Here is a 20,604-nt window from a genome sequence, read left to right as displayed (position 1 = left end):
ACGACTACGGCTGCCGACCGCTCCTGCACCGGCCCGGCATCACGCCGTACGGCCGCCCGACCGGCGGTGTCCCCGCCCCGCGGTGGTATCGGCCCGCAACGGCCCACAACCGGCCAACCCGAGCCCGGCCCGAGCCGACCGGTGCGCGCGGGTGCGCCGGGCGAGTGATGCTGGGGAGCGGAGGAATCCACGCGCAGGCCGGGAGGTTCGGGCAGGTGACCGCCGTCAATCCGATGGACAGCGCCTCGGTGCTGGCCGCCTTCGGCGCGCTGGGCGTGCTGGCGGCGATCTTCGCCGAGTCGGGCCTGCTGGTCGTCGGCTTCTTCCTGCCCGGTGACACCCTGCTGTTCCCGGCCGGGGTGCTGTGCGCGGGCAGTGCCCAGCAGCCGCCCCGGCTCGCGCTGTGGCAGGTGCTGGTGTGCGCGGCCGTGGGGGCGGTGGCGGGCGGGCAGGCGGGGTATCTGATCGGGCGGCACGGCGGGCGGGCGCTGCTGGCGCGCACGTCCAACCGCCGGGTGACGGACGCGGCGGCGCGGGCCGAGCGGCTGCTGGCCCGCTACGGCTACGGCAAGGCGCTGGTGATCGGCCGGTTCGTGCCGCTGCTGCGGACGGTGCTGCACCCGGTGGCGGGGGTGCTGGGCGTGCCCGCGCGGACGTTCACGCTGTGGCAGACGGTGGGCGGGGTGCTGTGGTCCCAGACGCTGGTCCTCGCCGGGTACACCCTGGGCGCCTCCCTCCCCCACATCGACGACTACCTGTTGCCCTTGGCGGCCCTGGTCGTCGTCGTGTCCCTGCTCCCGCTGCTGCCGGAGATCCGCCGCTCCCGCCGTGAACGCCGTGAACGCCGCGACCGAGGGGACTCCGCGGACTGAGCCGAGGCGGCCTCACGCCCACCGTGTCGGTTCGTTGGTGCGCGGAGTCGTGTGGTGCCTGGGTGGGGGCCGGTGCCCGGGTGGGGGGCACCGGACACAGCAGCGCCCCCACCACCGAACCGGCACGGCCTCGCCCCACCCCGCCCCGTCCCGCGCTTAGGTACGGCGTGCCGCGCGGCCTGGCCCGCCCGCCCCGGGGCTACACCCCCGCCGCCCGGTGGGTGACCCGTCCGGCCACCGCCGTCAGCAGGACCGGCAGCGCGGCCAGGTCGTTGTCGGGCACGCGCAGCGGGTCGTCGGCGAGCACCGTGAGGTCGGCGCGGTGGCCGACGGCGAGCCGGCCGGCCCGGTCCTCCTCCCCCGCCGCCCAGGCGGGGCACACGGTCATGCCCTGGAGCGCCTGGAGCGGGGTGAGGGCCTGCTCGGGGCCGTGCGGGGGCTGGGAGAGGTCGGCGGGCCGCCGGTGCCGGGCGCCGGCCATGACCTGGAGCGGCGGGTACGGCGCGATGGGCCAGTCCGATCCGAGGACGACCCGTGCCCCGGCCTCCCACAGGTCCCGGCAGCGGAACGCGCGTCCGGCCCGCTCCTCGCCGAGCCGGCGGGACCAGTTGTCGGTGTGGTCCGCCCGGGTGAACTCGCAGCAGTGGGTGGGCTGCATCGACGCGGCGACGCCGAGCGGCGCGAACCGCCGGACGGTGTCGTCGGGGACGGTCTCGATGTGCTCGATCCGGTGCCGTACGACGCCGACGCCCGTACCACCGGCACCGCCGGCACCACCGGTGCTGCCCGTACCGCCCGCCCGCGCGCCTTCCGCCTGGGCCTGCTCGACGGCGTCGAGGACGTGGCGGACCGCCGCGTCGCCGATGGCGTGGGTGGCCGTGGGCACGCCGGCCCGGTGCAGGTCGGCGATCACCCGGGTGTAGCGCCGCGGGTCGGGCCAGTAGGCGTGGTCGGACTGGCCGTGACAGTCGGGCGTCTCCAGCCAGGCGGTGCCGTTGTCGATGGTGCCGTCCATGAACAGCTTCACCCCCGCAACCCGCCACAGCGCGCCGCCGGTGCCCTGGAGGCGGACCAGCTCGGCGAGGTCGGCGTCGCTCGCCTCGGGCCGGCACCAGGGGGCGATCCTCAGCCGCAGGGGGAGGGCGCCCTCGGCCTCCAGGGCGGCGTAGACGGCGAGGCTGTCGCCGTTCGCGTCCATGGCGTGCCCGCCGGTGAGCCCGGACGCGGCCATGGCGGCCAGCACCTCGGCGGCGCGGGAGCGGAGCTGGGCCTCGGTGGGCCGGGGGGCGACCGCCTCCACGACCTCGCAGGCGGCGTCCTCCAGCAGCAGCCCGGTGGGCCGTCCGTCGGCGTCGCAGACGATCTCCGAACCCTGCTCGAAGGCGCGCGGCCCGTCGACGCCGGCCAGTTCCAGCGCCCGCTCGCTGGCCAGCGCCGAGTGCGCGTCGAACAGGTCGATGAGCGCGGGCACCCCGTCGAGGACGGGTGCGAGCGCGGCGGTGGCCACGGGGGCGGTGCCGAAGGCGTTCGGGTCCAGGCCCCAGCCGCGCAGCCAGGCGCCCGGCCGCAGGTCCCGTACCGCCGCGGCGAGCGCGGCGCGTACGGCGGCCAGGTCGCGGCAGCCGGACAGGTCGACGCCCATGGTGCGTTCGGCGCCGGAGACCGGGTGCAGATGGCCGTCGGTGAACCCGGAGGTGACCACCGCACCGCGCAGGTCGACGACGGTGGTGCCGGGCCCGGCGAGGGCGCGGGCGTCCCGGTCGTCGCCGAGGAAGCTGATCCGCCCCCGCTCGGCGGCGAGCGCGGTGTGCGGCAGGAGGTGGCCGGTGCCGGGGTCGAGCAGCCGGGCGGAGAGCAGGACGAGATCGGCGGGCACGGGGGCTCCTTCACTTACAGGGGCACGTCAAGAGCCCCATCACTCACAGGGGCACGGGGACGTCGGGGGCTTGTGCGGCGACGGATCAGCCGGTGGCCTGGTCGAGCGTGCCGGGTCGCAGCCCGAGTTCCCGCTCGGCCGTGGTGAGAGGCATGCGCAGCACCGCGGCCGGGCGCCTCGGCGTCGCGGTGTTGGCGTGGACGCCCAGGCCGTCGAGGACGACGAGGATCTGCACGGCGACCGCCACCGGGTCGTCGGTGACGAACTCGCCGGCGTCCACGCCGTCCTGGACGAGGCGTTCGAGCCGGTCGCGCCAGGCGGCCTCCTGCTCGGCGACCCGGTCGCGGAGCACGGGCCGGTAGCGGCTGAGGTGGCGGGCGTTGATCCACAGCCGGCTGATCGCGTCGTAGGCCTGACCGGAGGTGTGGGCGAGGAAGCGGGCGAGCTGTTCGGTGGGGGTGGGCGTGGCGCGCCCGGCCGGGAGGAGCCGGTCGAGTTCGCCGGTCGCCGCGCTGCCGAACGCCTCGGCGACCAGGTCCTCGACCGAGGGGAAGTAGTGGCTGATCAGCCCGGGGCGGACGGCGAGTTCCTCGGCGATCCGGCGGAGGGTGACGCACTCCAGGCCTTCGGCCAGGGCGACGGCCGCGGCGGCGGCGACGATCTCCGCCCGCCGGGCGGCCGGGTCCTTGCGAATCCGCTTGCGCTGAACGCTTGACGACATGACGGCGATGCTATTGAGTGTGCGACCAATAAGCAACTGGTCACCCGCCCAATAAGCGACCAGGCCCCTTCCACGGCTTCCGGAGGCCCCATGGCGTCCACGCTTCCCGATCCGCACTCCGGCCCACGGCCCACACCCGCCGACGGCGGCGCCTTTGCCCCCCGGGCCGCCGGGCGCGCCGGCGTCGAGGCACACGGCATCGACCACATCCCGGACTCCGAACGCCGGGGCCGGCCACGCGAGTTGTTCTCCGTATGGGCCGCCACGAGCGTCACCTACCTGAGCCTGGTGGTGGGCGGCGCGCTGGTGCTGATGGGGCTGAGCCTGTGGCAGGCGCTCGCGGTGATCGTCGCGGGCAATCTGTTCTGGCTGCTCACCGGCCTGCTGGCGATCCCGGGCCCGGTGGCCGGCGCGCCGAGCGAGGTGGTGACCCGGGCGCTGTACGGGGTGCGCGGGAACCGGGTGAACAACGCGGTGACCGGCTGGCTGATCTCCGTGTGCTACTTCGCGCTGAACCTGGCGGCCGCGGCCACCGCGGCCTTCTCCCTGGTGGACCGGGCCGGGCTGCCGGTGACCACCGGGGTGAAGGCGGCCGTCGTGGTGCTGATCGCCGCCGTCACGCTCGCCATCGGCGTCTACGGCCACGGCGCGATCGTCCGGCTCTACCTGCCGATCACCCTGGCGCTGTCGGCGGTGTTCGCCGTGGTGGGCGTCGCGGTGCTGCGGCACACCGACTTCGGCTACGCCCCCGGGCGACCGCTGACCGGCACGGACCTGTGGGCGACCGTGTCGGCCGGGACCGCCCTCGTCGCCTCGGGGCCGCTGTCGTACACCACCAGCGCGGACTTCTCCCGGTATCTGCCCCGCTCCACCCCCGCGAAGGCGGTGGCCGGCTGGACCGCGCTCGGCGGGTTCGTGCCGAGCGTCCTGGTGTGCGGCATCGGCGCCTGTGCCGCGACCGCCGTCGACATGAACGACCCGGAGTCCTCGCTCCAGACGCTGCTGCCCGGCTGGTTCCGGCCGGTGTTCCTGCTCGCGCTGGTCCTCGGCACCATCGCGCTGAACGCGCTGACGTCCTACAGCGCCGGTCTCGCCCTCCAGGCCGTCGGCCTGCGCATCCGGCGCACGCTCAGCGTCCTGGTGGACGGCGCGGTGGCCGTGTCGCTCACCCTGTACGCGCTGCTGGTCTCGGACTTCCTGGACACCGTCGGCGATGTGCTGCGGCTGACCGTGCTGTTGCTCGGCCCCGCCACGGCCGTCTACGCCACGGACATCCTGCTGCGCCGCAACCGCTACGACGGTCCCGCGCTCGCCGACGAGTCGCCCGGCGGGCCGTTCTGGTACACCGGCGGCGTCAACCGGCCCGGGGCGCTGGCCCTCATGGCGGGTGTGACGGCCTCCGCGCTGTGCGTCGACAGCGTCTACACCGGTCCCGTGGCCGCCGCCCTGGGCGGTATCGACCTGGCGCTGCCGGCCGGACTGGCGGCCGCCTCCGCAACGTACGCCCTGTCGGCCAAGCGTCGGCAGTCCAACACCGCGTACTGGACGGCCTCTTGAGCGACCGTGAGACTGGAGGAAGCCGAAGGCCCCGAGGACGGTGACATGGCACAGGAGATCCCGCGCGTCGAACTCACCCCGCGGGCCGCGGAGCTGGTGCGCCGGCTGCGCGCCGAGCACGGCCCGCTGATGTTCCACCAGTCCGGCGGCTGTTGTGACGGCAGCGCCCCCATGTGCTACCCCGACGGCGAGTTCCGCACCGGCGGTTCGGATGTGCTGCTGGCGGAGCTGGCGGTGGAGGGCGTGCCGGAGCCCGTGACGTTCTGGATGGCGCGCGGCCAGTACGAGGCGTGGCGCCACACCCGGCTGATCGTGGACGTCGTCCCCGGGCGCGGCAGCGGTTTCTCGCTGGAGGCACCCGAGGGGGTACGTTTTCTCACCCGTTCTCGCGTCGTCGACGCGTAGTCGTACCACCGGCCGTCCGAGTCTGCTCCACTTCCCCTGCACGCGGGGGCGGTTGACGAGGCATCAGGAGGCACGGTGTCCAGACGGAACGGGCGTTCGGCGGCGGGCAGAGCGGTTCTCACGACGGTCACGGCACTCGGTGTGCTGGCCGGTGCGGCCCTGACGGGCGCGGCACCGGCCGGCGCCGCGCCGGCGGGCCGGCGGATCGCGCCGGGCGTCACCTACCGGCAGTTCGACGTCGACGCGGCGAAGGGCACGGCCCGCGTCCACCTGCTCACGGTGGACCTGGGCAACCCGCACGTCCGCGTCGGCCTGCTGTACCCGGGCACGGTCGCGGCCCGGGCCACGCTCTCCCGGCTGGCGGACTCGGCCGGGGCGGTCGCCGGGGTGAACGGCGACTTCTTCCACATCACCGAGTCCCAGCATCCGGGCGTGGCGGCCACGGGGGCGCCCGTCGGACCGGCCGTGGCGGACGGGCAGGTGCTCAAGGCGGCGGTGCCGAAGGGCCAGCGGTTCGGGCCCGCGCTGCCGCCGGGCACCGACACCCGGGAGGTGCTCGGCGTGGGCACCGACCGGCGGGCCCGCCTGGACCGCCTCTCCCTCACCGGCTCCGTCGGCACACCCGGGGGCAAGCTGCCCCTGAAGGGACTCAACCAGTACGCGCTGCCGGTGAACTCGGTCGGCGCCTTCACCGCGCGCTGGGGCGGCGCCTCCCGCGGGCGCGCCGTCTGCGGCACCGACACCCAGCGCTCGGCACCGTGCAGCGAGGACACCTACGAGGTGACGGTGCGCGACGGCCGGGTGGTCTCCGTCTCCGGCACCCCGGGCGGCGGCACGATCCCCGCGGACACGACGGTCCTGGTGGGCCGCGAGGAGGGCGCGCGGAAGCTGCGCGAGCTGTCCGTCGGCGATCCGGTGCAGGTCACGCACGGCCTGACGGCGGCCTCGTCCGGGGTGCCGTACGCGTTCGCGATCGGCGGCTTCCCGATCGTCCGCGGCGGCGCCCCGCTGTCCGGGCTGGACGACAAGACCGCGGCGGTGCGCACGGCCGCGGGCGTCAAGGGCGGCGGCCGGCAGCTGCTGCTCCTGGCGCTCGACGGGGCCGCGGACTACCGCTCGGGGCTGACCGTCCACGAGGAGGCGGAGGTCCTGCGGTCGCTGGGCGCCTTTGATGCCTTCAACCTGGACGGCGGCGGCTCGACGGAGATGGTGACCCGCGACGCGGACGACCGTGCCGTGACCGTGCGCAACCACCCGAGCGGCGGCGCCGAACGGCCCGTGCCCAACGGCATCGGCGTCTTCGCGGCCGGCTGAACGCCGGCCGGGTCAGGGCCGCAGGCTGCTCACCAGGTCGGCGGTCGCGGTGAGCCCGCTGTGGATGGTGGGCGCCATGCCGGTACTGGCCAGGTAGAAACCGAGCAGCATGCAGACCAGGCCGTGGGAGACCTTCAGCGCGCCGTTGCGCATGAAGATCACGGCCAGGATCAGGAGCAGCAGCACCACCGAGATGGAAATCGCCATCGGAACCTCCTCCGCCACGCCCCATGTGCGGCGTTCGGGCGCAAGTGTGACGTAGCGGAGGGTTCGTCCGGGCGGCTGACACGTCCGCCGATCGTGTGGTCTTACGCCGCGGCGCGGGCGTCGAGGAAGGCCTCCAGCCCGGCGAGGTCGTCGGTGTTGAGGTGGTCCACCCCGGCGGCCAGCAGCTCGTCCCACAGCGCTTCCCGGGCCGGGCCGGCGGTGTCGGGGGTGGCCCAGAACCGGACGCGCTGTCCGCGGGCGTGGGCGGCGGCGGTGATGCCGCGCAGCTTGCGCCGTTCGGCGTCCGGGAACGCCCCCGTTCCCGTCCAGCCGAAGTTCTGCGTCCAGTTGTCGCTGATGAGCGGGGTGAGGGAGGCCGGGGCGGGGCCGGCCAGGTCGGCGAGCCGGCCGTCGTAGAAGGCGCGCCGCTCGGTCTGCGCGGCCATCGGGGTACGGGCCGCCCGGTCGCCGGAGACGACGACGGTGACCGGGCCGGGGTGGACGCGGCCGTGCGCGTACCGGGTGAACAGGTGCGGGTAGCGGCGCAGCCGGCGGTCGAGTTCGAGGTAGGTCGCGGCGCCCTCGGTCTTGATGTCGACGAGGAGCTGGAGCGGCCGGTGCGCGCCTTGGTAGACCGAGCCGTGGTGGGCGGCGACGCGGGCGGCGAGCGGTTCCAGGTAGAGGGACTCCAGGGTGCGGGATGGGTCGAGGTCGGACGCCTCGTGCCCGACGAGCAGCCGCCCGCCGACGAGGAAGATGTCGGCTTCGACGCTGCCGAAGCGGTGGTCGAGGGCGTCGAGCAGGGGTCGCGGGTGGGCGTAGTCGTTGTGGGCGTGGGCCCGCCACAGCGGGCGGGACCACCGCCGACGTGCACCGGCCGGTGCGTCGTTCACGGCCGGTGCGTCGCTCACGCCGGGTACGTCGTTCACGCCCGGTGCCTCGCCCGCGGCCAGGGCGTCGGTCGCCGACGGCGCGAGGGTGCCCGCGAGGGCGGCGCCGAGGGTGGTGAGGGCTCCGCGACGGGTGGTGAGGGCCATGCACTGCCTCCCTGGGGGTGATGGGGACCGGGGAGAGTATGCGTGCGGGTGCGCCCCAAGGGACCCTTCGCGACATCGAGTTGGCGCGCTGTTCACTTCGGCCGCCCGGAAAGCCCGCCCCGGGTGGGGCGGGCTTCACCGTGCGCGGGTGCCGGGGTGTCAGGGGGCCTGGAGGTCGGCCAGTGCGGCCAGCGCCTCGCGGTGGGCGCCCGCAGTGCCGTAGGCGATCGAGTCCGCCTTGGCCCGCTTCAGGTACAGATGGACCGGGTGCTCCCAGGTCATGCCGATCCCGCCGTGCAGTTGCAGCGCCTCCTCGGTGGCGCGTACGGCGACGGGGGCGGCGTAGGCCTGGGCGACGGCCACCGTGACGTCGGTGTCCTGGCCGGTGGAGAGGGCGTCGGCGGCGGCGCGGGCGGCGGCCCGCAGGTGGACGACCTCCAGCCACAGCCGGGCCAGCCGGTGCTTGAGCGCCTGGAAGCCGCCGACCGGCCGGTTGAACTGCTTGCGCTCCTTCAGATAGCGCACCGTCTCCGTCAACGCCCAGTCGGCGACCCCGAGTTGCTCGGCGGCGAGCAGTCCGGCGGCGGCGCGCAGGGCCCGGCGTACGGCGGGCTCCGTGTCCCCGACGCGACGGCCGGCAGCGCCCGCCAGCCGCACGGTGGCCAGCGGCCGGGTCAGGTCCAGGGAGGTCTGTGGCAGCACCGTCACGGCGTCGGCGGCGACGGCGTAGAGGCCGCCGTCGTCGGCCGGGACGAGCAGCACGTCGGCGACGGCCGCGTCCGCGATGCCGGTCAGCTCGCCGTGCAGGGTGCCGTTCTCCACCCGTACGGTCCTGACGCCGGTGGCCGATCCGGTGTGCAGGCCGACCGCCAGGGCGCCGATGGTGCGCCCGGAGGCCAGCCGTCCCAGCAGCTCGCCGTCGTCGGAGGCGAGCAGTGCCTCGGTGGCCACGACCGCGCTGGTGAGGTACGGCACGGGGGCGACGGCCCGGCCCAGCTCCTCCAGGACGACGGCGGCCTCGCGGTGGGAGGCGCCCTGGCCGCCGCGCTCCTCGGGTACCAGGAGGCCGGCCAGGCCCATGTCCTCGGCGAGGGACTTCCACAGGGCCCGGTCGTGGGGCGCGTCCGACTCGGTACGGGCGAGCACGCCGGCCGGCGGGCAGTGGTCCGTGAGCAGGTCTCGGACGGCGGCGCGCAGCGCCTCTTCCTCCTCGGAGTACAGCAGATCCGTCATCGGGCGAGGTCCTTCCAGGCGACGTCCTTGTCGGTGCGCGGCTCGGCGGGCAGGCCCAGGACGCGCTCGGCCACGATGTTCAGCAGCACCTCGCTGGTGCCGCCCTCGATGCTGTTGCCCTTGGAGCGCAGATAGCGGTAGCCGGCGTCGCGGCCGGTGAAGTCGACGTGTTCGGGACGGCGCATGGTCCAGTCGTCGTACAACAGGCCCTCTTCGCCGCGCAGTTCGACCTCCAGGCCGCTGATCTCCTGGTTGAGGCGGGCGAAGGCGAGCTTCATCCCGGCGCCCTCGGGGCCGGGCTGGCCGGCGGCGAGCTGCTGGCGCAGCCGCTCGCTCGTGAACCGGGCCACCTCGGCCTCCACCCACAGCGTCAGCAGCCGCTGGTGCAGTTCGTGGGTGCGCAGGTCCGGGCGTTCCCGCCAGGTCTTCGCGACGGCGCCGATCATGCCGCCCTCGCGGGGCTGGGCCATGCCGCCGATGGCGACGCGTTCGTTGTTGAGCGTGGTCTGGGCGACCCGCCAGCCGTCGCCGACCGCGCCGAGGCGCCGGTTGTCGGGAATGCGGACGCCGGTGAGGAACACCTCGTTGAACTCGGCCTCGCCGGTGATCTGGCGCAGCGGCCGGACCTCCACGCCCGGGTCGGTCATGTCGCAGACGAAGTAGGTGATGCCCTGGTGCTTGGGCACATCCGGGTCGGTGCGGGCGATGAGGATGGCCCAGCGGGCGAGGTGGGCGCTGGAGGTCCACACCTTCTGCCCGTTGACCACCCAATCGTCGCCCTCGCGGACCGCCCGGGTGCCCAGCGCGGCCAGGTCGGAGCCGGCGCCGGGCTCGCTGAACAGCTGGCACCAGACCTCCTCCCCGGTCCACAGGGGCCGCAGATAGCGCCGCTTCTGCTCCTCGGTGCCGTACGTGAGGATGGTCGGCGCGGCCATGCCGAGGCCGATGCCGATCCGCCGGGGGTCGTTGTCGGGGGCGCCGGCGGCCTCCAGTTCGGCGTCCACGACGCCCTGGAGGGAGCGGGGGGCACCGAGGCCGCCGAGGCCCTCGGGGTAGTGCACCCAGGCGAGGCCGGCGTCGAAGCGGGCCCGCAGGAAGTCCAGGCGGCCGGTGCTCGCGGGCGGATGCTGCGCGAGGAACTCCCGGGTGCGGCTGCGCAGTTCGGCGGCGTCGGTCATGCGGCGGCTCCGTTCTCCGGTACGACGGCGATCCGGCCGGTGGTCACCCCGTCGGCGACCCGCTGCACGGCACCGGCCGCGCCGGCGAGCGGCACCCGCTCGCTGACCAGCGGCTTGACGGCGCCCCGCGCGGCCAGCTCGGTGAGCTGTTCGTGACAGTGCCGGACCAGCTCGGGGTTCTTGGTGTTGTACAGGCCCCAGTGCAGGCCGAGGATCGAGTAGTTCTTGACCAGGGCGTGGTTGAGGGCGGGGGTGGGGATGGTGCCGCCGGCGAAGCCGACGACGACGATCCGGCCCTCGAAGGCGACGACCTTGGTGGACTGGGTGTAGGCGGCGCCGCCGACCGGGTCGTAGATCACGTCGGCGCCCCGGCCGCCGGTGGCCTCCTTCACGGCGGCGACGACGTCCTCGGCGCGCCGGTCGACCACCACGTCGCAGCCCAGCTCCCGGGCGACGGCGGCCTTCTCCGCGCCGCCCACGACACCGATCACGGTGGCGCCGGCCGCCTGGCCGAGCTGGACGGCGGCGCTGCCCACGCCTCCGGCGGCGGCGTGCACGAGCAGGGTCTCCCCCGCCTCCAGCCGGGCCCGGCGGTGCAGGCCGAACCAGCCGGTCTGGTAGCCGATGTGCAGGGCGGCGGCCTCGGCGTCGTCCAGCGAGGCGGGCGCGGGCAGCAGGGCGCGGCCGTCGGCGACGGCGTACTCGGCGAAACCGCCGTAGGGCAGCGCGGGGTTGGCGAGCACCCGGCGGCCGTCCTCGGTCTCGCCGCAGATCTCCACGCCGGGTGTGAAGGGCAGCGGCGGGCGCACCTGGTACTGGCCCCGGCACAGCAGCGCGTCGGGGAAGTTGACGTTGGCGGCGCGCACCCGCAGCAGCACCTGGCCGTCCCCGGGCGTGGGCCGCTCCACCTCCGCCAGGCGCATCACCTCGCCCGGCTCGCCGTTGTCGTGCACTTGCCATGCCTGCATGCGGGGCCTCCACGGGACTGCTTCGTCTGACCGGGTCCGACCGCATACTAAGCGGTCGCTTGCCGATCAGGGAACAGCCGCCGGGCCCCGAACGCCGAGCGGACGTCACGAACGGGCCGGCCGCGCCCGTACATGCATCCGCTCCCCCTGCGGCCCGAACAGGCTCAGGAACTCCACCGGCCCCTCCCCCGTCGACCCGAACCAGTGCGGCACGCGGGTGTCGAACTCGGCCGCCTCGCCCGCCGAGAGGACCACGTCGTGCCGGCCGAGCACCAGGCGCAGCCGCCCGGACAGCACGTACAGCCATTCGTAACCCTCGTGGGTGCGGGGGTCGGGCTCGGCGGAGCGCTGCGGCTCGACCACCTTGTAGGCCTGGAGCCCGCCGGGCTGCCGGGTCAGCGGATACAGGGTGCGTCCCTGCCGGGTGATCGGCCGGGCCCGCACCCGGGGGTCGCCGACCGGCGGGGCGCCGACCAGCTCGTCCAGCGGCACCTGGTGGGCCTGGGCGATGGGCAGCAGCAGCTCCAGGCTGGGCCTGCGCAGGCCGGACTCCAGCCGGGAGAGCGTGCTGACGGAGATGCCGGTGGCCTCGGACAGCGCCGCCAGGGTCACCTGCCGCTCCTTGCGGAGCCGCCGCAACCGCGGGCCCACCTCGGCGAGAACGTCGTCGGTACTCATGACCTTATTGCAGGTTCGGCAAAGAGGTTTGTCAATGCCGCACGGTTTGGGCGACGGTCGTGGCGGAGGTGGTCACCATGACCGAGAACTACGAAGTGGTCGTCGTCGGCGGCGGGGCGGCCGGGCTGTCCGCCGCGCTGGTACTGGGCCGGTCCCGGCGCCGCACCCTGGTGGTCGACGCGGGCGAGCCGCGCAACGCGCCGTCCGCGCACATGCAGGGTTACCTCTCCCGGGACGGCATGTCCCCGGCCGAGTTCCTGGCGGTGGGACGCGCGGAGATCGCCCGGTACGGGGTGGAGCTGGTGCGGGACCGGGTGGTGGACGCCAGGCGGGAGGCGGACTTCACCGTCGTCCTCGCCGGGGGCCGGACCGTGCGGGCCCGGCGGCTGGTGATCGCCACCGGCCTGCGGGACGAACTGCCACCGGTCGCGGGCCTGGCCGAGCGGTACGGCCGGGACGTGCTGCACTGCCCGTACTGCCACGGCTGGGAGGCGCGCGACCTGCCGACCGGGGTCCTCGCCACCTCGCCGCTCAGCGTGCACCAGGCGCTGATGGTCACCCAGTGGTCGAAGGACGTACGGCTCTTCCTGCACCGGGTGGACGAGGCCGAGCTGACCGACCAGGACCTGCGCCGGCTGGCCGCCGCCGGGGTCGCGGTGGTGCCCGGCGAGGTGGCGGGGCTGGTGGTCGCCGACGACCGGCTCACCGGAGTCCGGCTTTCCGACGGCACGGTGCACGACCGTGCGGTGCTGTACGCCGCCCCGCGCGCCGTCCCGAACAACGATCTCCTGGTCAAGCTGGGCGCGGACCTGCACGAGACACCGTTCGGCAGCTACCCGGTGATCGACGAACGGGGCCTGACGAGCGTGCCCGGGCTGTGGGCCGCGGGCAACGCGAGCGGATTCGCCGAGCAGGTGGTGAACGCGGCCAGCCGGGGCTACCGGGCGGGCGCGGCGATCAACGCGGAACTGCTGATGGCCGACCTCGACGCGGCCGTGGGGGTGTAGACCGGGCGCCCCCGGTGCACTCTGGGGACATGCTGCTGACCCGGCTGGCCGAGGTGTCCCGGGAGGTCGCCGCGACGGCGGCGCGGTCCCGCAAGACCGCGCTGCTCGCGCAGCTGTTCCGGGAGGCCGGGGCAGGGGACGTGCCGATCGTCATCCCCTATCTGGCCGGACGGCTGCCGCAGGGCCGGCTCGGGGTCGGCTGGAAGGTGCTGGGCCGCCCGGTGCCGCCGGCCGCCGAGCCCACGCTCACCGTGCGCGAGGTCGACGCCCGGCTCGGCGAGCTGGGCGAGGTGGCCGGGCCCGGGTCCCAGGCGGAGCGGTCCCGGATCGTCGGCGAGCTGATGGGCGCGGCCACCGAGGCCGAGCAGCGCTTCCTGCTGGGCCTGCTGACCGGCGAGGTCCGCCAGGGCGCGCTGGACGCGGTCGCGGTGGAGGGCCTGGCCCAGGCGACAGGGGCGGAGCCGGCGGACGTACGCCGGGCCGTGATGCTCGCCGGGTCGCTCCAGACGGTGGCCGAGGCGCTGCTCGGCGAGGGGCCGGCCGCGCTGGAGCGGTTCCGGCTCACGGTGGGCCGCCCGGTGCTGCCGATGCTGGCGCACAGCGCGTCGTCGGTCGCGGAGGCGGTGGAGAAGCTGGGCGCCTGCGCGGTGGAGGAGAAGCTGGACGGCATCCGGATCCAGGTGCACCGGGAGGGCGGGCGGGTGCGGATCCACACCCGCACCCTGGACGACATCACCGGCAGGCTGCCCGAAGTCACGGCCGCCGCGCTGGCGTTGCCGGGCGAGCGGTTCATCCTGGACGGGGAGGTGATCTCCTTCGACGCGGCGGGGCGGCCCCGGTCCTTCCAGGAGACGGCGGGCCGGGTGGGTTCCCGGACCGACGTGGCGCGGGCGGCCGCGGAGGTCCCGGTCTCCCCCGTCTTCTTCGACGCCCTCGCGGTGGACGGCCGCGACCTGCTCGACCTGCCGTTCGCCGAGCGGCACGCGGAGCTGTCCCGGCTGGTGCCCGAGCCGATGCGGGTGCGGCGCACGCTGGTCTCGGGCCCCGAGGACACCCCTCGGGCGGAGCGGTTCCTGGCGGACACCCTGGCCCGGGGTCACGAGGGCGTGGTGGTCAAGGGGCTCGACGCGCCATACAGCGCGGGCCGGCGCGGCGCGTCCTGGCTGAAGGTCAAACCCGTGCACACCCTGGACCTGGTGGTGCTGGCCGCCGAGTGGGGCCACGGCCGGCGCACCGGCCGGCTGTCCAACCTCCACCTCGGCGCTCGCACGGCGGACGGCGGCTTCGCGATGCTGGGCAAGACCTTCAAGGGCATGACGGACGCGATGCTCGCCTGGCAGACCGGGCGGCTCAAGGAGCTGGCGGTCGAGGACGACGGCCGGGTGGTCCGGGTGCGCCCCGAACTCGTCGTGGAGATCGCCTACGACGGCCTCCAGCGCTCCACCCGCTATCCGGCCGGTGTCACCCTGCGTTTCGCCCGCGTGGTCCGTTACCGCGAGGACAAGCGCCCCGAGGAGGCCGATACGGTGCAGGCCCTGCTGGCAGCCCATCCGGAGGCCGGGACGTGACGGTGCGGACGGCGAAGCGCAGCGCGGGACTGCTGTTGTTCCGGCACACGCCTCGGGGCCTGGAGGTACTGCTCGGCCATATGGGCGGCCCGCTGTGGGCGAGGAAGAACGCAGGCGCCTGGACGGTACCCAAGGGCGAGTACGACCCGGCGGAGCCGGCCTGGGAGGCGGCCCGGCGGGAGTTCCGCGAGGAGCTGGGGGTGGCGCCGCCGGACGGGGAGGCCGTGGCGCTGGGCGAGGTCGTGCAGCGCAACGGCAAGATCGTCACGGCCTGGGCGGTGGAGGCGGACCTCGACCCGGAGACGATCGAGCCGGGGACGTTCACCATGGAGTGGCCGCCGCGCTCCGGCCGACTGCGGGAGTTCCCGGAGCTGGACCGGGTGGCGTGGTTCACCCCGGACCGGGCCCGTGCGGTGATCATCACGGCGCAGGCCGCGTTTCTCGACCGGCTGGCGGAGCACTCGGGCTGATCCGAGGACCTGTCGCGTTGCGACTTGCCGGGCCGCGCGCGAAGGTCGAGACAAGCCCGCTTGCAGGGAGGTCGGTCATGCCCATCGCGACGGTGAATCCGGCGAACGGCGAGACGCTCAAGACATACGAGCCCATGGACGAGGACGAGCTGGAACGCCGGCTGGAGCTGGCCGAGGCGACGTTCCGCACCTACCGGACGACCTCGTTCGCCGAGCGCGCCCGGCTGCTGGACAAGGCCGCCGGGCTGCTGGACGAGGACCAGCGGGAGATCGGCCGGGTCGTCACCACCGAGATGGGCAAGCCCGTCCGGCAGGCCCGCGCGGAGGCGGCGAAGTGCGCCAAGGCGATGCGCTGGTACGCCGAGCACGCCGAGCGGCTGCTGGCCGACGAGGAGCCCGCCGAGGCGGACGTGCGCGACTCGGGCGCCTCCCGGGTGCGGGTGCGCTACCGCCCGCTCGGCCCGGTGCTCGCCGTGATGCCGTGGAACTTCCCGCTGTGGCAGGTGGTCCGGTTCGCGGCGCCCGCCCTGATGGCCGGCAACGTGGGCCTGCTCAAGCACGCCTCCAACGTGCCGCAGACGGCCCTGTACCTGGAGGACCTCTTCCACCGGGCGGGCTTCCCGGAGGGCTGCTTCCAGACACTGCTGATCGGCTCCGGCGCGGTGGACGACATCCTGCGCGACGAGCGGGTCCGGGCGGCCACCCTGACCGGCAGCGAACCGGCGGGCCGGGCGGTCGCGTCCACCGCCGGGGAGATGATCAAGAAGACGGTGCTGGAGCTGGGCGGCAGCGACCCGTACATCGTGATGCCCTCCGCGGACCTCGACCGCGCGGCCGAGGTCGCGGTGACCGCGCGGGTGCAGAACAACGGGCAGTCCTGCATCGCCGCCAAGCGGTTCATCGTGCACACCGACGTCTACGACGCCTTCGCCGAGAGGTTCGTCGCGGGCATGCGGGCCCTGAAGGTCGGCGACCCGCTGGCGGAGGACACCGAGGTCGGGCCGCTCGCCAGCGAGCGGGGCCGCGCGGATCTGGAGGAACTGGTCGACGACGCGCGGCGCGGCGGGGCCGAGGTGCTGTGCGGCGGCGAGCGGCCGGACGGGCCCGGCTGGTACTACCCGCCGACCGTACTGTCCGGCATCAGGCGGGAGATGCGCATCCACCGCGAGGAGGCGTTCGGACCGGTCGCCACGCTGTACCGGGCGCACGACGTGGACGAGGCCGTGCTCGTCGCCAACGACTCGGCGTTCGGCCTGAGTTCCAACGTGTGGACGCGGGACGAGACCGAGGTCGAGCGGTTCGCCCGGGACCTGGAGGCCGGTTCGGTGTACGTCAACGGGATGACCGCCTCCCATCCGGCGTTCCCGTTCGGCGGGGTGAAGCGCTCGGGGTACGGGCGTGAGCTGTCCGGGCACGGAATCCGGGAGTTCTGCAACATCACCACGGTTTGGCAGGGTGCGTGAGGGCCGCACGGCTACCATCCCGTTCTGTGAACCGCGAAGTGACCCTGCCTCTGATCGTCGACGACCGCGGGGCCTTGCAGGTCTCCGCGGCCGACGTGAGTAAGTTGTTGCGGACCGTGGGCGCGCGGTGGCTGCATCTGGTCGAGGCGGGCGAGCAGGGGCTCGACGAGGACACCGTGGCCGCGCTGACCATCGAGCTGGCCAAGCTGGCGGACCGGATCGACGTCGCGTGCATCGCGCACAGCAGCGGGACGCAGTAGGCCGTCCCCGCGGCGCCCGCCGTACGTCCCCCACCGCATGCCCCGCCGCCGGTGGCCGTGCCGGCCCCGCCGCGTCCACCGGGTGGCGCCCTCACCGCCCGGTGGCCGGGCCCGCCACCGGGCGCCCGGCCGGCGGCGGCCCGAACCGTCGCCGCCGGCCGCTCGGTCGTAACGTCCGGCCTGCCGTTTTCCCTCGTCCGGCCGTAGGAATCGCCCTGCGGGCCGGACCCCGGGGTCCCCGGTTCGGAGTAACCCAACGGGAGATCATCGCCCTCCCGGGTGACGGTGGGTGGAGCGCCCACAGAGGCGAACCCACCTTCTGACCGGCGGGCGAAGGCCCCCGGAACGCGGAAAGCAGGGACGGTTCATGGCGACCTTGTGCAAGCCCTCGGTGTCGGTCCCGGAGTACGTGATCACGATGGAGGAGACGCTGGAGCTGGCGCGCTCCCGCCACGCCGACCACCCACAACTGCCACTCGCCCTCAGGCTGATCGAGAACACCGGCGTCAAGACACGGCACATCGTCCAGCCCATCGAGGAGACCCTGAAACACCCGGGCTTCGAGGAGCGCAACAAGCTCTACGAGGCCGAGGCCAAGGCCCGGGTCCCCGCAGTGATCCAGCGCGCGCTGGACGACGCGGAACTGCTCACCAGCGACATCGACGTGATCATCTACGTGTCGTGCACGGGCTTCATGATGCCCTCGCTGACGGCGTGGCTGATCAACGAGATGGACTTCGACAGCACCACCCGCCAGCTCCCGATCGCCCAGCTGGGCTGCGCGGCCGGTGGTGCGGCGATCAACCGGGCGCACGACTTCTGCTCGGCCTACCCGCAGGCCAACGCCCTCATCGTGGCCTGCGAGTTCTGCTCGCTGTGCTACCAGCCCACCGACCTCGGCGTCGGCTCGCTGCTCTCCAACGGGCTGTTCGGCGACGGTGTCGCCGCCGCCGTGGTCCGCGGGCGCGGCGGCCGGGGCGTCAGCCTGGAGCGCAACGGCTCCTATCTGATCCCGAAGACCGAGGAGTGGATCGCCTACGACGTGCGCGCGACCGGCTTCCACTTCCTGCTGGACAAGCGGGTGCCGACGACCATGGAGCCGCTCGCCCCGGCCCTGAAGGAACTGGCCGGCACGCACGGCTGGGACGCGACCGACCTGGACTTCTACATCATCCACGCGGGCGGTCCCCGCATACTCGACGACCTGAGCAGGTTCCTCCAGGTCGATCCGCACGCGTTCCGGTTCAGCCGGGCCACGCTCACCGAGTACGGCAACATCGCCAGCGCCGTCGTCCTGGACGCGCTGCGCCGGCTGTTCGACGAGGGCGGCGCCGAGGACCGGGCGCGCGGGCTGCTCGCCGGGTTCGGTCCCGGCATCACCGCCGAGATGACGGTCGGCCGCTGGGCCGACGGGGACGGAGCCGGGCGGTGACCGCGCCGGCGCTGCCTAAGACCCTGCCCCCGGTACGGCACTGGCCGGCGTCCGACCTGCCCGGGACCGAGTTCGACCCGGTGCTGGCCGATCTGATGGCGGAGGGCCCGGTCACCCGCGTCCAGCTGCCGCACGGTGAGGGCTGGGCGTGGCTGGTCACCCGGTACGAGGACGTACGCCTGGTGGCGGGCGACCCCCGCTTCAGCCGTGCGGCGGTCATGGCCAAGCAGGTCACCCGGCTGGCCCCGCACTTCATCCCCGAACCGGGCGCGGTCGGCTTCCTCGATCCGCCCGAACACACCCGGCTGCGCCGCTCGGTGGCCGCCGCGTTCACCGCCAAGGGCGTGGAGCGGGTGCGGGAGAAGGCGCGCGCGCAGCTGGCGGAGCTGGTCGACGAGCTGTTGCGCGGCGGCCCGCCCGCGGACCTGACCAGCGCGGTGCTCGGCCCGTTCCCGATCGCGGTGATCTGCGAGCTGATGGGCGTCCCGGCCGGCGACCGGCACGCCCTGCACACCTGGACCGAGCTGATCCTCTCCTCCTCGCACGGCAAGCGGATCAGCGAGGGGGCCAAGCGGGAGATGGCCGCGTACTTCGCCGAGCTGATCGGGCGGCGCGGCCACGGCACCGGCACCGGCACCGGCGAGGACGTCACCTCCCTGCTGGGCGCCGCGGTGGACCGCGGGGAGATCACGCTGGACCAGGCCGTCGGCCTCGCCGTGCTCCTCCAGATCGGCGGGGAGGCGGTCACCAGCAACAGCGGGCAGCTCTTCTATCTGCTGCTGACCCGCCCCCGGCTGCTGGAACGGCTGCGCGCGGAGCCGGGGATCCGGCCCCGGGCGATCGACGAACTCCTGCGCTACATCCCGCACCGCAACGCGGTCGGGCTGTCCCGCGTCGCCCTGGAGGACGTGGACATCGGCGGGGTCCGCATCCGCGCGGGCGATGCGGTGTACGTCTCGTACCTGGCCGCCAACCGCGACCCCGAGGTCTTCCCCGACCCGGACACCATCGACTTCTCCCGCAGCCCCAACCCGCACGCGGCCTTCGGTTTCGGCCCGCACTACTGCCCGGGCGGGATCCTGGCCCGGCTGGAGGAGGAGCTGCTGACGGACGCCCTGCTGGACCGGGTGCCGGGCCTGCGACTGGCCGTACCCCCGGATCAAGTCCCCTTTCGGAAGGGTGCGTTGATCCGCGGGCCCGAGGCCCTGCCGGTGACGTGGTGAGTCGCCCATGACCGAGACCGAGGGACTGTACGTACCACCGGGGCACGGCCGCGTCGTCGAGACGCCGGCCCAGCGGGTGACGTTCAAGGTCACCGGCGCCCACTCGCGGATGGCCTCCACCTTCGAGGTGGAGGTGCCGCCCGGTTTCGACGTGGGCGCCCATGTGCACACCCGCAGCGAGGAGTTGTTCTACGTCCTCGAAGGGGAGCTGGACGTCCTCGCCTTCGAGCCGCGCATCCGCACCCCCGACAACTGGCAGAAGTGGCAGTCGCCTTCGGGCAGCCGGGTGGTGCGCGCGACACCGGGCACGGTCATCGTCGTACCGCCGGGCTGCCCCCACGCCTTCGCCAACCCGACGGACAGCCCGGCGAAGATGTTCTTCCAGGCTTCTCCCCCACCGGACCACGAACGCTATTTCGAGGAGCTCCTGGAGATCCTGGCCGACGGGGGCCCGCCGGACCAGGAGGCGATCGAGGCGCTGCGGGCGAAGTACGACATCGAGCAGCTCACACCCCTGAAGCACCGATGAGCAGGCGGAGCCGTACGCGCGGTGCGACTCCGCCCCGGCGCTAGTACTCCAGTCAGAAATCGTTGCCTGAGCTGGTCCTTCTTCGGTAGTGGCGGTGGCGGGTGATCGCTTGGTGTTGTCTGCGCAGAGGGACCAGTTCAGGGCGTGGACGACTGCTCCGAGGCGGGGTGTCGGGCGGGGCAGGAGAGTGTCCAGGAGTCTGCGGACCTCTGCCACCGTGAAGCGGATGGTGCTGGTGGGGTCGTTTCTGCCGCCCCCCCTTTCGGTTGTCTGGGCTGCGACGACGGCTAGGAACGCGTGGGTGAGCGTGGCCGGCGTGATGTGCCGGTACCAGCCCGGATAGCGACGGACCTCGTACTGGTCGAGGCCGCATTCGTTCTTGGCGGCCTGGAAGGCTTCCTCGATCGCCCAGCGGGAGCCGGCGATCCGGACAGGGTCGGCCACGCTGGTGCCGTTGGGGGTGTAGGCGAGGTAGTAGGCGATCTCGTTTGGGCGGGCCGGGCTGCGGCGGCCCAGTACGCACCGCTCGTGGGTGGGCCGGCCGCCGTCGGAGACGCTGATCGACGGCAGGCGTGCGCCGGCCCATTCGTAGAGGCGTGGGCCTTT

General features: G+C 74.1%; 20 protein-coding genes and 1 pseudogene. 12 read left to right on the top strand and 9 right to left on the bottom strand.

From position 1 onward, the window contains the following. The first annotated feature begins 215 nt into the window (after positions 1-215). On the top strand, positions 216-872 hold the full coding sequence (locus ABD350_RS27865) for a DedA family protein (RefSeq protein ID WP_344351394.1): 657 nt from the start codon (positions 216-218) through the stop codon (positions 870-872). A 199-nt stretch (positions 873-1,071) separates the two neighbouring features. On the opposite strand, the gene ABD350_RS27860 is transcribed toward ABD350_RS27865, so the two are convergent. Further along, positions 1,072-2,748, bottom strand: a complete 1,677-nt coding sequence (locus ABD350_RS27860; RefSeq protein WP_344351392.1) for an amidohydrolase — start codon at positions 2,746-2,748, stop codon at positions 1,072-1,074. An 85-nt stretch (positions 2,749-2,833) separates the two neighbouring features. Further along, positions 2,834-3,469, bottom strand: coding sequence for a TetR/AcrR family transcriptional regulator (locus ABD350_RS27855; RefSeq protein ID WP_344351390.1), 636 nt, complete (start codon positions 3,467-3,469; stop codon positions 2,834-2,836). 90 nt (positions 3,470-3,559) lie between these two features. On the opposite strand from ABD350_RS27855, the gene ABD350_RS27850 reads away from it, so the two are divergent. The 3 genes from ABD350_RS27850 (at position 3,560) to ABD350_RS27840 (ending at position 6,745) form a co-directional block, all read left to right on the top strand. Then, the gene (locus ABD350_RS27850) at positions 3,560-5,026 is read left to right on the top strand and encodes a purine-cytosine permease family protein (RefSeq protein ID WP_344351388.1); all 1,467 of its coding nucleotides are present in this window, start codon (positions 3,560-3,562) and stop codon (positions 5,024-5,026) included. Between the two features lie 45 nt (positions 5,027-5,071). Beyond that, positions 5,072-5,431 (top strand): DUF779 domain-containing protein, encoded by a 360-nt coding sequence (locus ABD350_RS27845; RefSeq protein WP_344351407.1) that lies wholly within the window; start codon positions 5,072-5,074, stop codon positions 5,429-5,431. Positions 5,432-5,506: 75 nt separating this feature from the next. Beyond that, the gene (locus ABD350_RS27840) at positions 5,507-6,745 is read left to right on the top strand and encodes a phosphodiester glycosidase family protein (RefSeq protein WP_344351387.1); all 1,239 of its coding nucleotides are present in this window, start codon (positions 5,507-5,509) and stop codon (positions 6,743-6,745) included. Positions 6,746-6,757: 12 nt separating this feature from the next. Here the strand turns inward: ABD350_RS27840 and ABD350_RS27835 are convergent, their stop codons facing one another. The 6 genes from ABD350_RS27835 to ABD350_RS27810 form a co-directional block, all read right to left on the bottom strand. Then, positions 6,758-6,952 carry a hypothetical protein gene (locus tag ABD350_RS27835; RefSeq protein WP_344351386.1) on the bottom strand — a complete coding sequence of 65 codons (195 nt, stop codon included), beginning with the start codon at positions 6,950-6,952 and terminating at the stop codon, positions 6,758-6,760. A gap of 101 nt (positions 6,953-7,053) precedes the next feature. Beyond that, the gene (locus ABD350_RS27830) at positions 7,054-7,989 is read right to left on the bottom strand and encodes a phosphatidylinositol-specific phospholipase C/glycerophosphodiester phosphodiesterase family protein (RefSeq protein WP_344351385.1); all 936 of its coding nucleotides are present in this window, start codon (positions 7,987-7,989) and stop codon (positions 7,054-7,056) included. 159 nt (positions 7,990-8,148) lie between these two features. Continuing rightward, entirely contained in the window at positions 8,149-9,222 is a 1,074-nt protein-coding gene (locus ABD350_RS27825; RefSeq protein ID WP_344351383.1) for an acyl-CoA dehydrogenase family protein, read from the bottom strand. Continuing rightward, positions 9,219-10,400 (bottom strand): acyl-CoA dehydrogenase family protein, encoded by a 1,182-nt coding sequence (locus ABD350_RS27820; RefSeq protein ID WP_344351380.1) that lies wholly within the window; start codon positions 10,398-10,400, stop codon positions 9,219-9,221. Before ABD350_RS27820 ends, ABD350_RS27825 begins: the two co-directional genes overlap by 4 nt. Further along, positions 10,397-11,368 (bottom strand): NADPH:quinone oxidoreductase family protein, encoded by a 972-nt coding sequence (locus ABD350_RS27815; protein ID WP_344351378.1) that lies wholly within the window; start codon positions 11,366-11,368, stop codon positions 10,397-10,399. Before ABD350_RS27815 ends, ABD350_RS27820 begins: the two co-directional genes overlap by 4 nt. A 105-nt stretch (positions 11,369-11,473) precedes the next feature. Further along, positions 11,474-12,046 (bottom strand): helix-turn-helix domain-containing protein, encoded by a 573-nt coding sequence (locus ABD350_RS27810; RefSeq protein WP_344351375.1) that lies wholly within the window; start codon positions 12,044-12,046, stop codon positions 11,474-11,476. A gap of 77 nt (positions 12,047-12,123) precedes the next feature. Between ABD350_RS27810 and ABD350_RS27805 the strand changes: the two genes are divergently transcribed. From ABD350_RS27805 to ABD350_RS27770, 8 genes are all read left to right on the top strand, one after another. Next, positions 12,124-13,053 (top strand): NAD(P)/FAD-dependent oxidoreductase, encoded by a 930-nt coding sequence (locus ABD350_RS27805; RefSeq protein ID WP_344351373.1) that lies wholly within the window; start codon positions 12,124-12,126, stop codon positions 13,051-13,053. Between the two features lie 29 nt (positions 13,054-13,082). After that, positions 13,083-14,621: an ATP-dependent DNA ligase gene (locus ABD350_RS27800; protein ID WP_344351370.1), complete on the top strand. Its 1,539-nt coding sequence runs from the start codon at positions 13,083-13,085 to the stop codon at positions 14,619-14,621. Beyond that, on the top strand, positions 14,618-15,091 hold the full coding sequence (locus ABD350_RS27795) for an NUDIX hydrolase (RefSeq protein ID WP_344351367.1): 474 nt from the start codon (positions 14,618-14,620) through the stop codon (positions 15,089-15,091). The genes ABD350_RS27800 and ABD350_RS27795 overlap by 4 nt, the downstream gene beginning before the upstream one ends. Before the next feature lie 77 nt (positions 15,092-15,168). Then, positions 15,169-16,554, top strand: a complete 1,386-nt coding sequence (locus ABD350_RS27790; protein WP_344351364.1) for an NADP-dependent succinic semialdehyde dehydrogenase — start codon at positions 15,169-15,171, stop codon at positions 16,552-16,554. A 26-nt stretch (positions 16,555-16,580) separates the two neighbouring features. After that, positions 16,581-16,814 carry a DUF6213 family protein gene (locus ABD350_RS27785; protein WP_030603860.1) on the top strand — a complete coding sequence of 78 codons (234 nt, stop codon included), beginning with the start codon at positions 16,581-16,583 and terminating at the stop codon, positions 16,812-16,814. A 367-nt stretch (positions 16,815-17,181) separates the two neighbouring features. Continuing rightward, the gene (locus ABD350_RS27780) at positions 17,182-18,246 is read left to right on the top strand and encodes a type III polyketide synthase (protein WP_344351359.1); all 1,065 of its coding nucleotides are present in this window, start codon (positions 17,182-17,184) and stop codon (positions 18,244-18,246) included. After that, positions 18,243-19,469, top strand: coding sequence for a cytochrome P450 (locus tag ABD350_RS27775; RefSeq protein ID WP_344351356.1), 1,227 nt, complete (start codon positions 18,243-18,245; stop codon positions 19,467-19,469). The genes ABD350_RS27780 and ABD350_RS27775 overlap by 4 nt, the downstream gene beginning before the upstream one ends. Positions 19,470-19,476: 7 nt before the next feature. Further along, a complete protein-coding gene (locus tag ABD350_RS27770; protein WP_344351352.1) occupies positions 19,477-19,998 on the top strand; it encodes a cupin domain-containing protein in 522 nt (173 codons plus the stop codon). A gap of 137 nt (positions 19,999-20,135) precedes the next feature. Here the strand turns inward: ABD350_RS27770 and ABD350_RS38040 are convergent. Further along, positions 20,136-20,604, bottom strand: a pseudogene (locus ABD350_RS38040) (IS701 family transposase); the annotation flags it as partial.

The sequence above is a fragment of the Streptomyces nogalater genome (assembly GCF_039532885.1).
In the GTDB taxonomy this organism is placed as follows: Bacteria; Actinomycetota; Actinomycetes; order Streptomycetales; family Streptomycetaceae; genus Streptomyces; species Streptomyces nogalater.
Note: the sequence above shows the minus strand (reverse complement) of the source record. Positions and strands in the feature narration are given on the sequence as shown.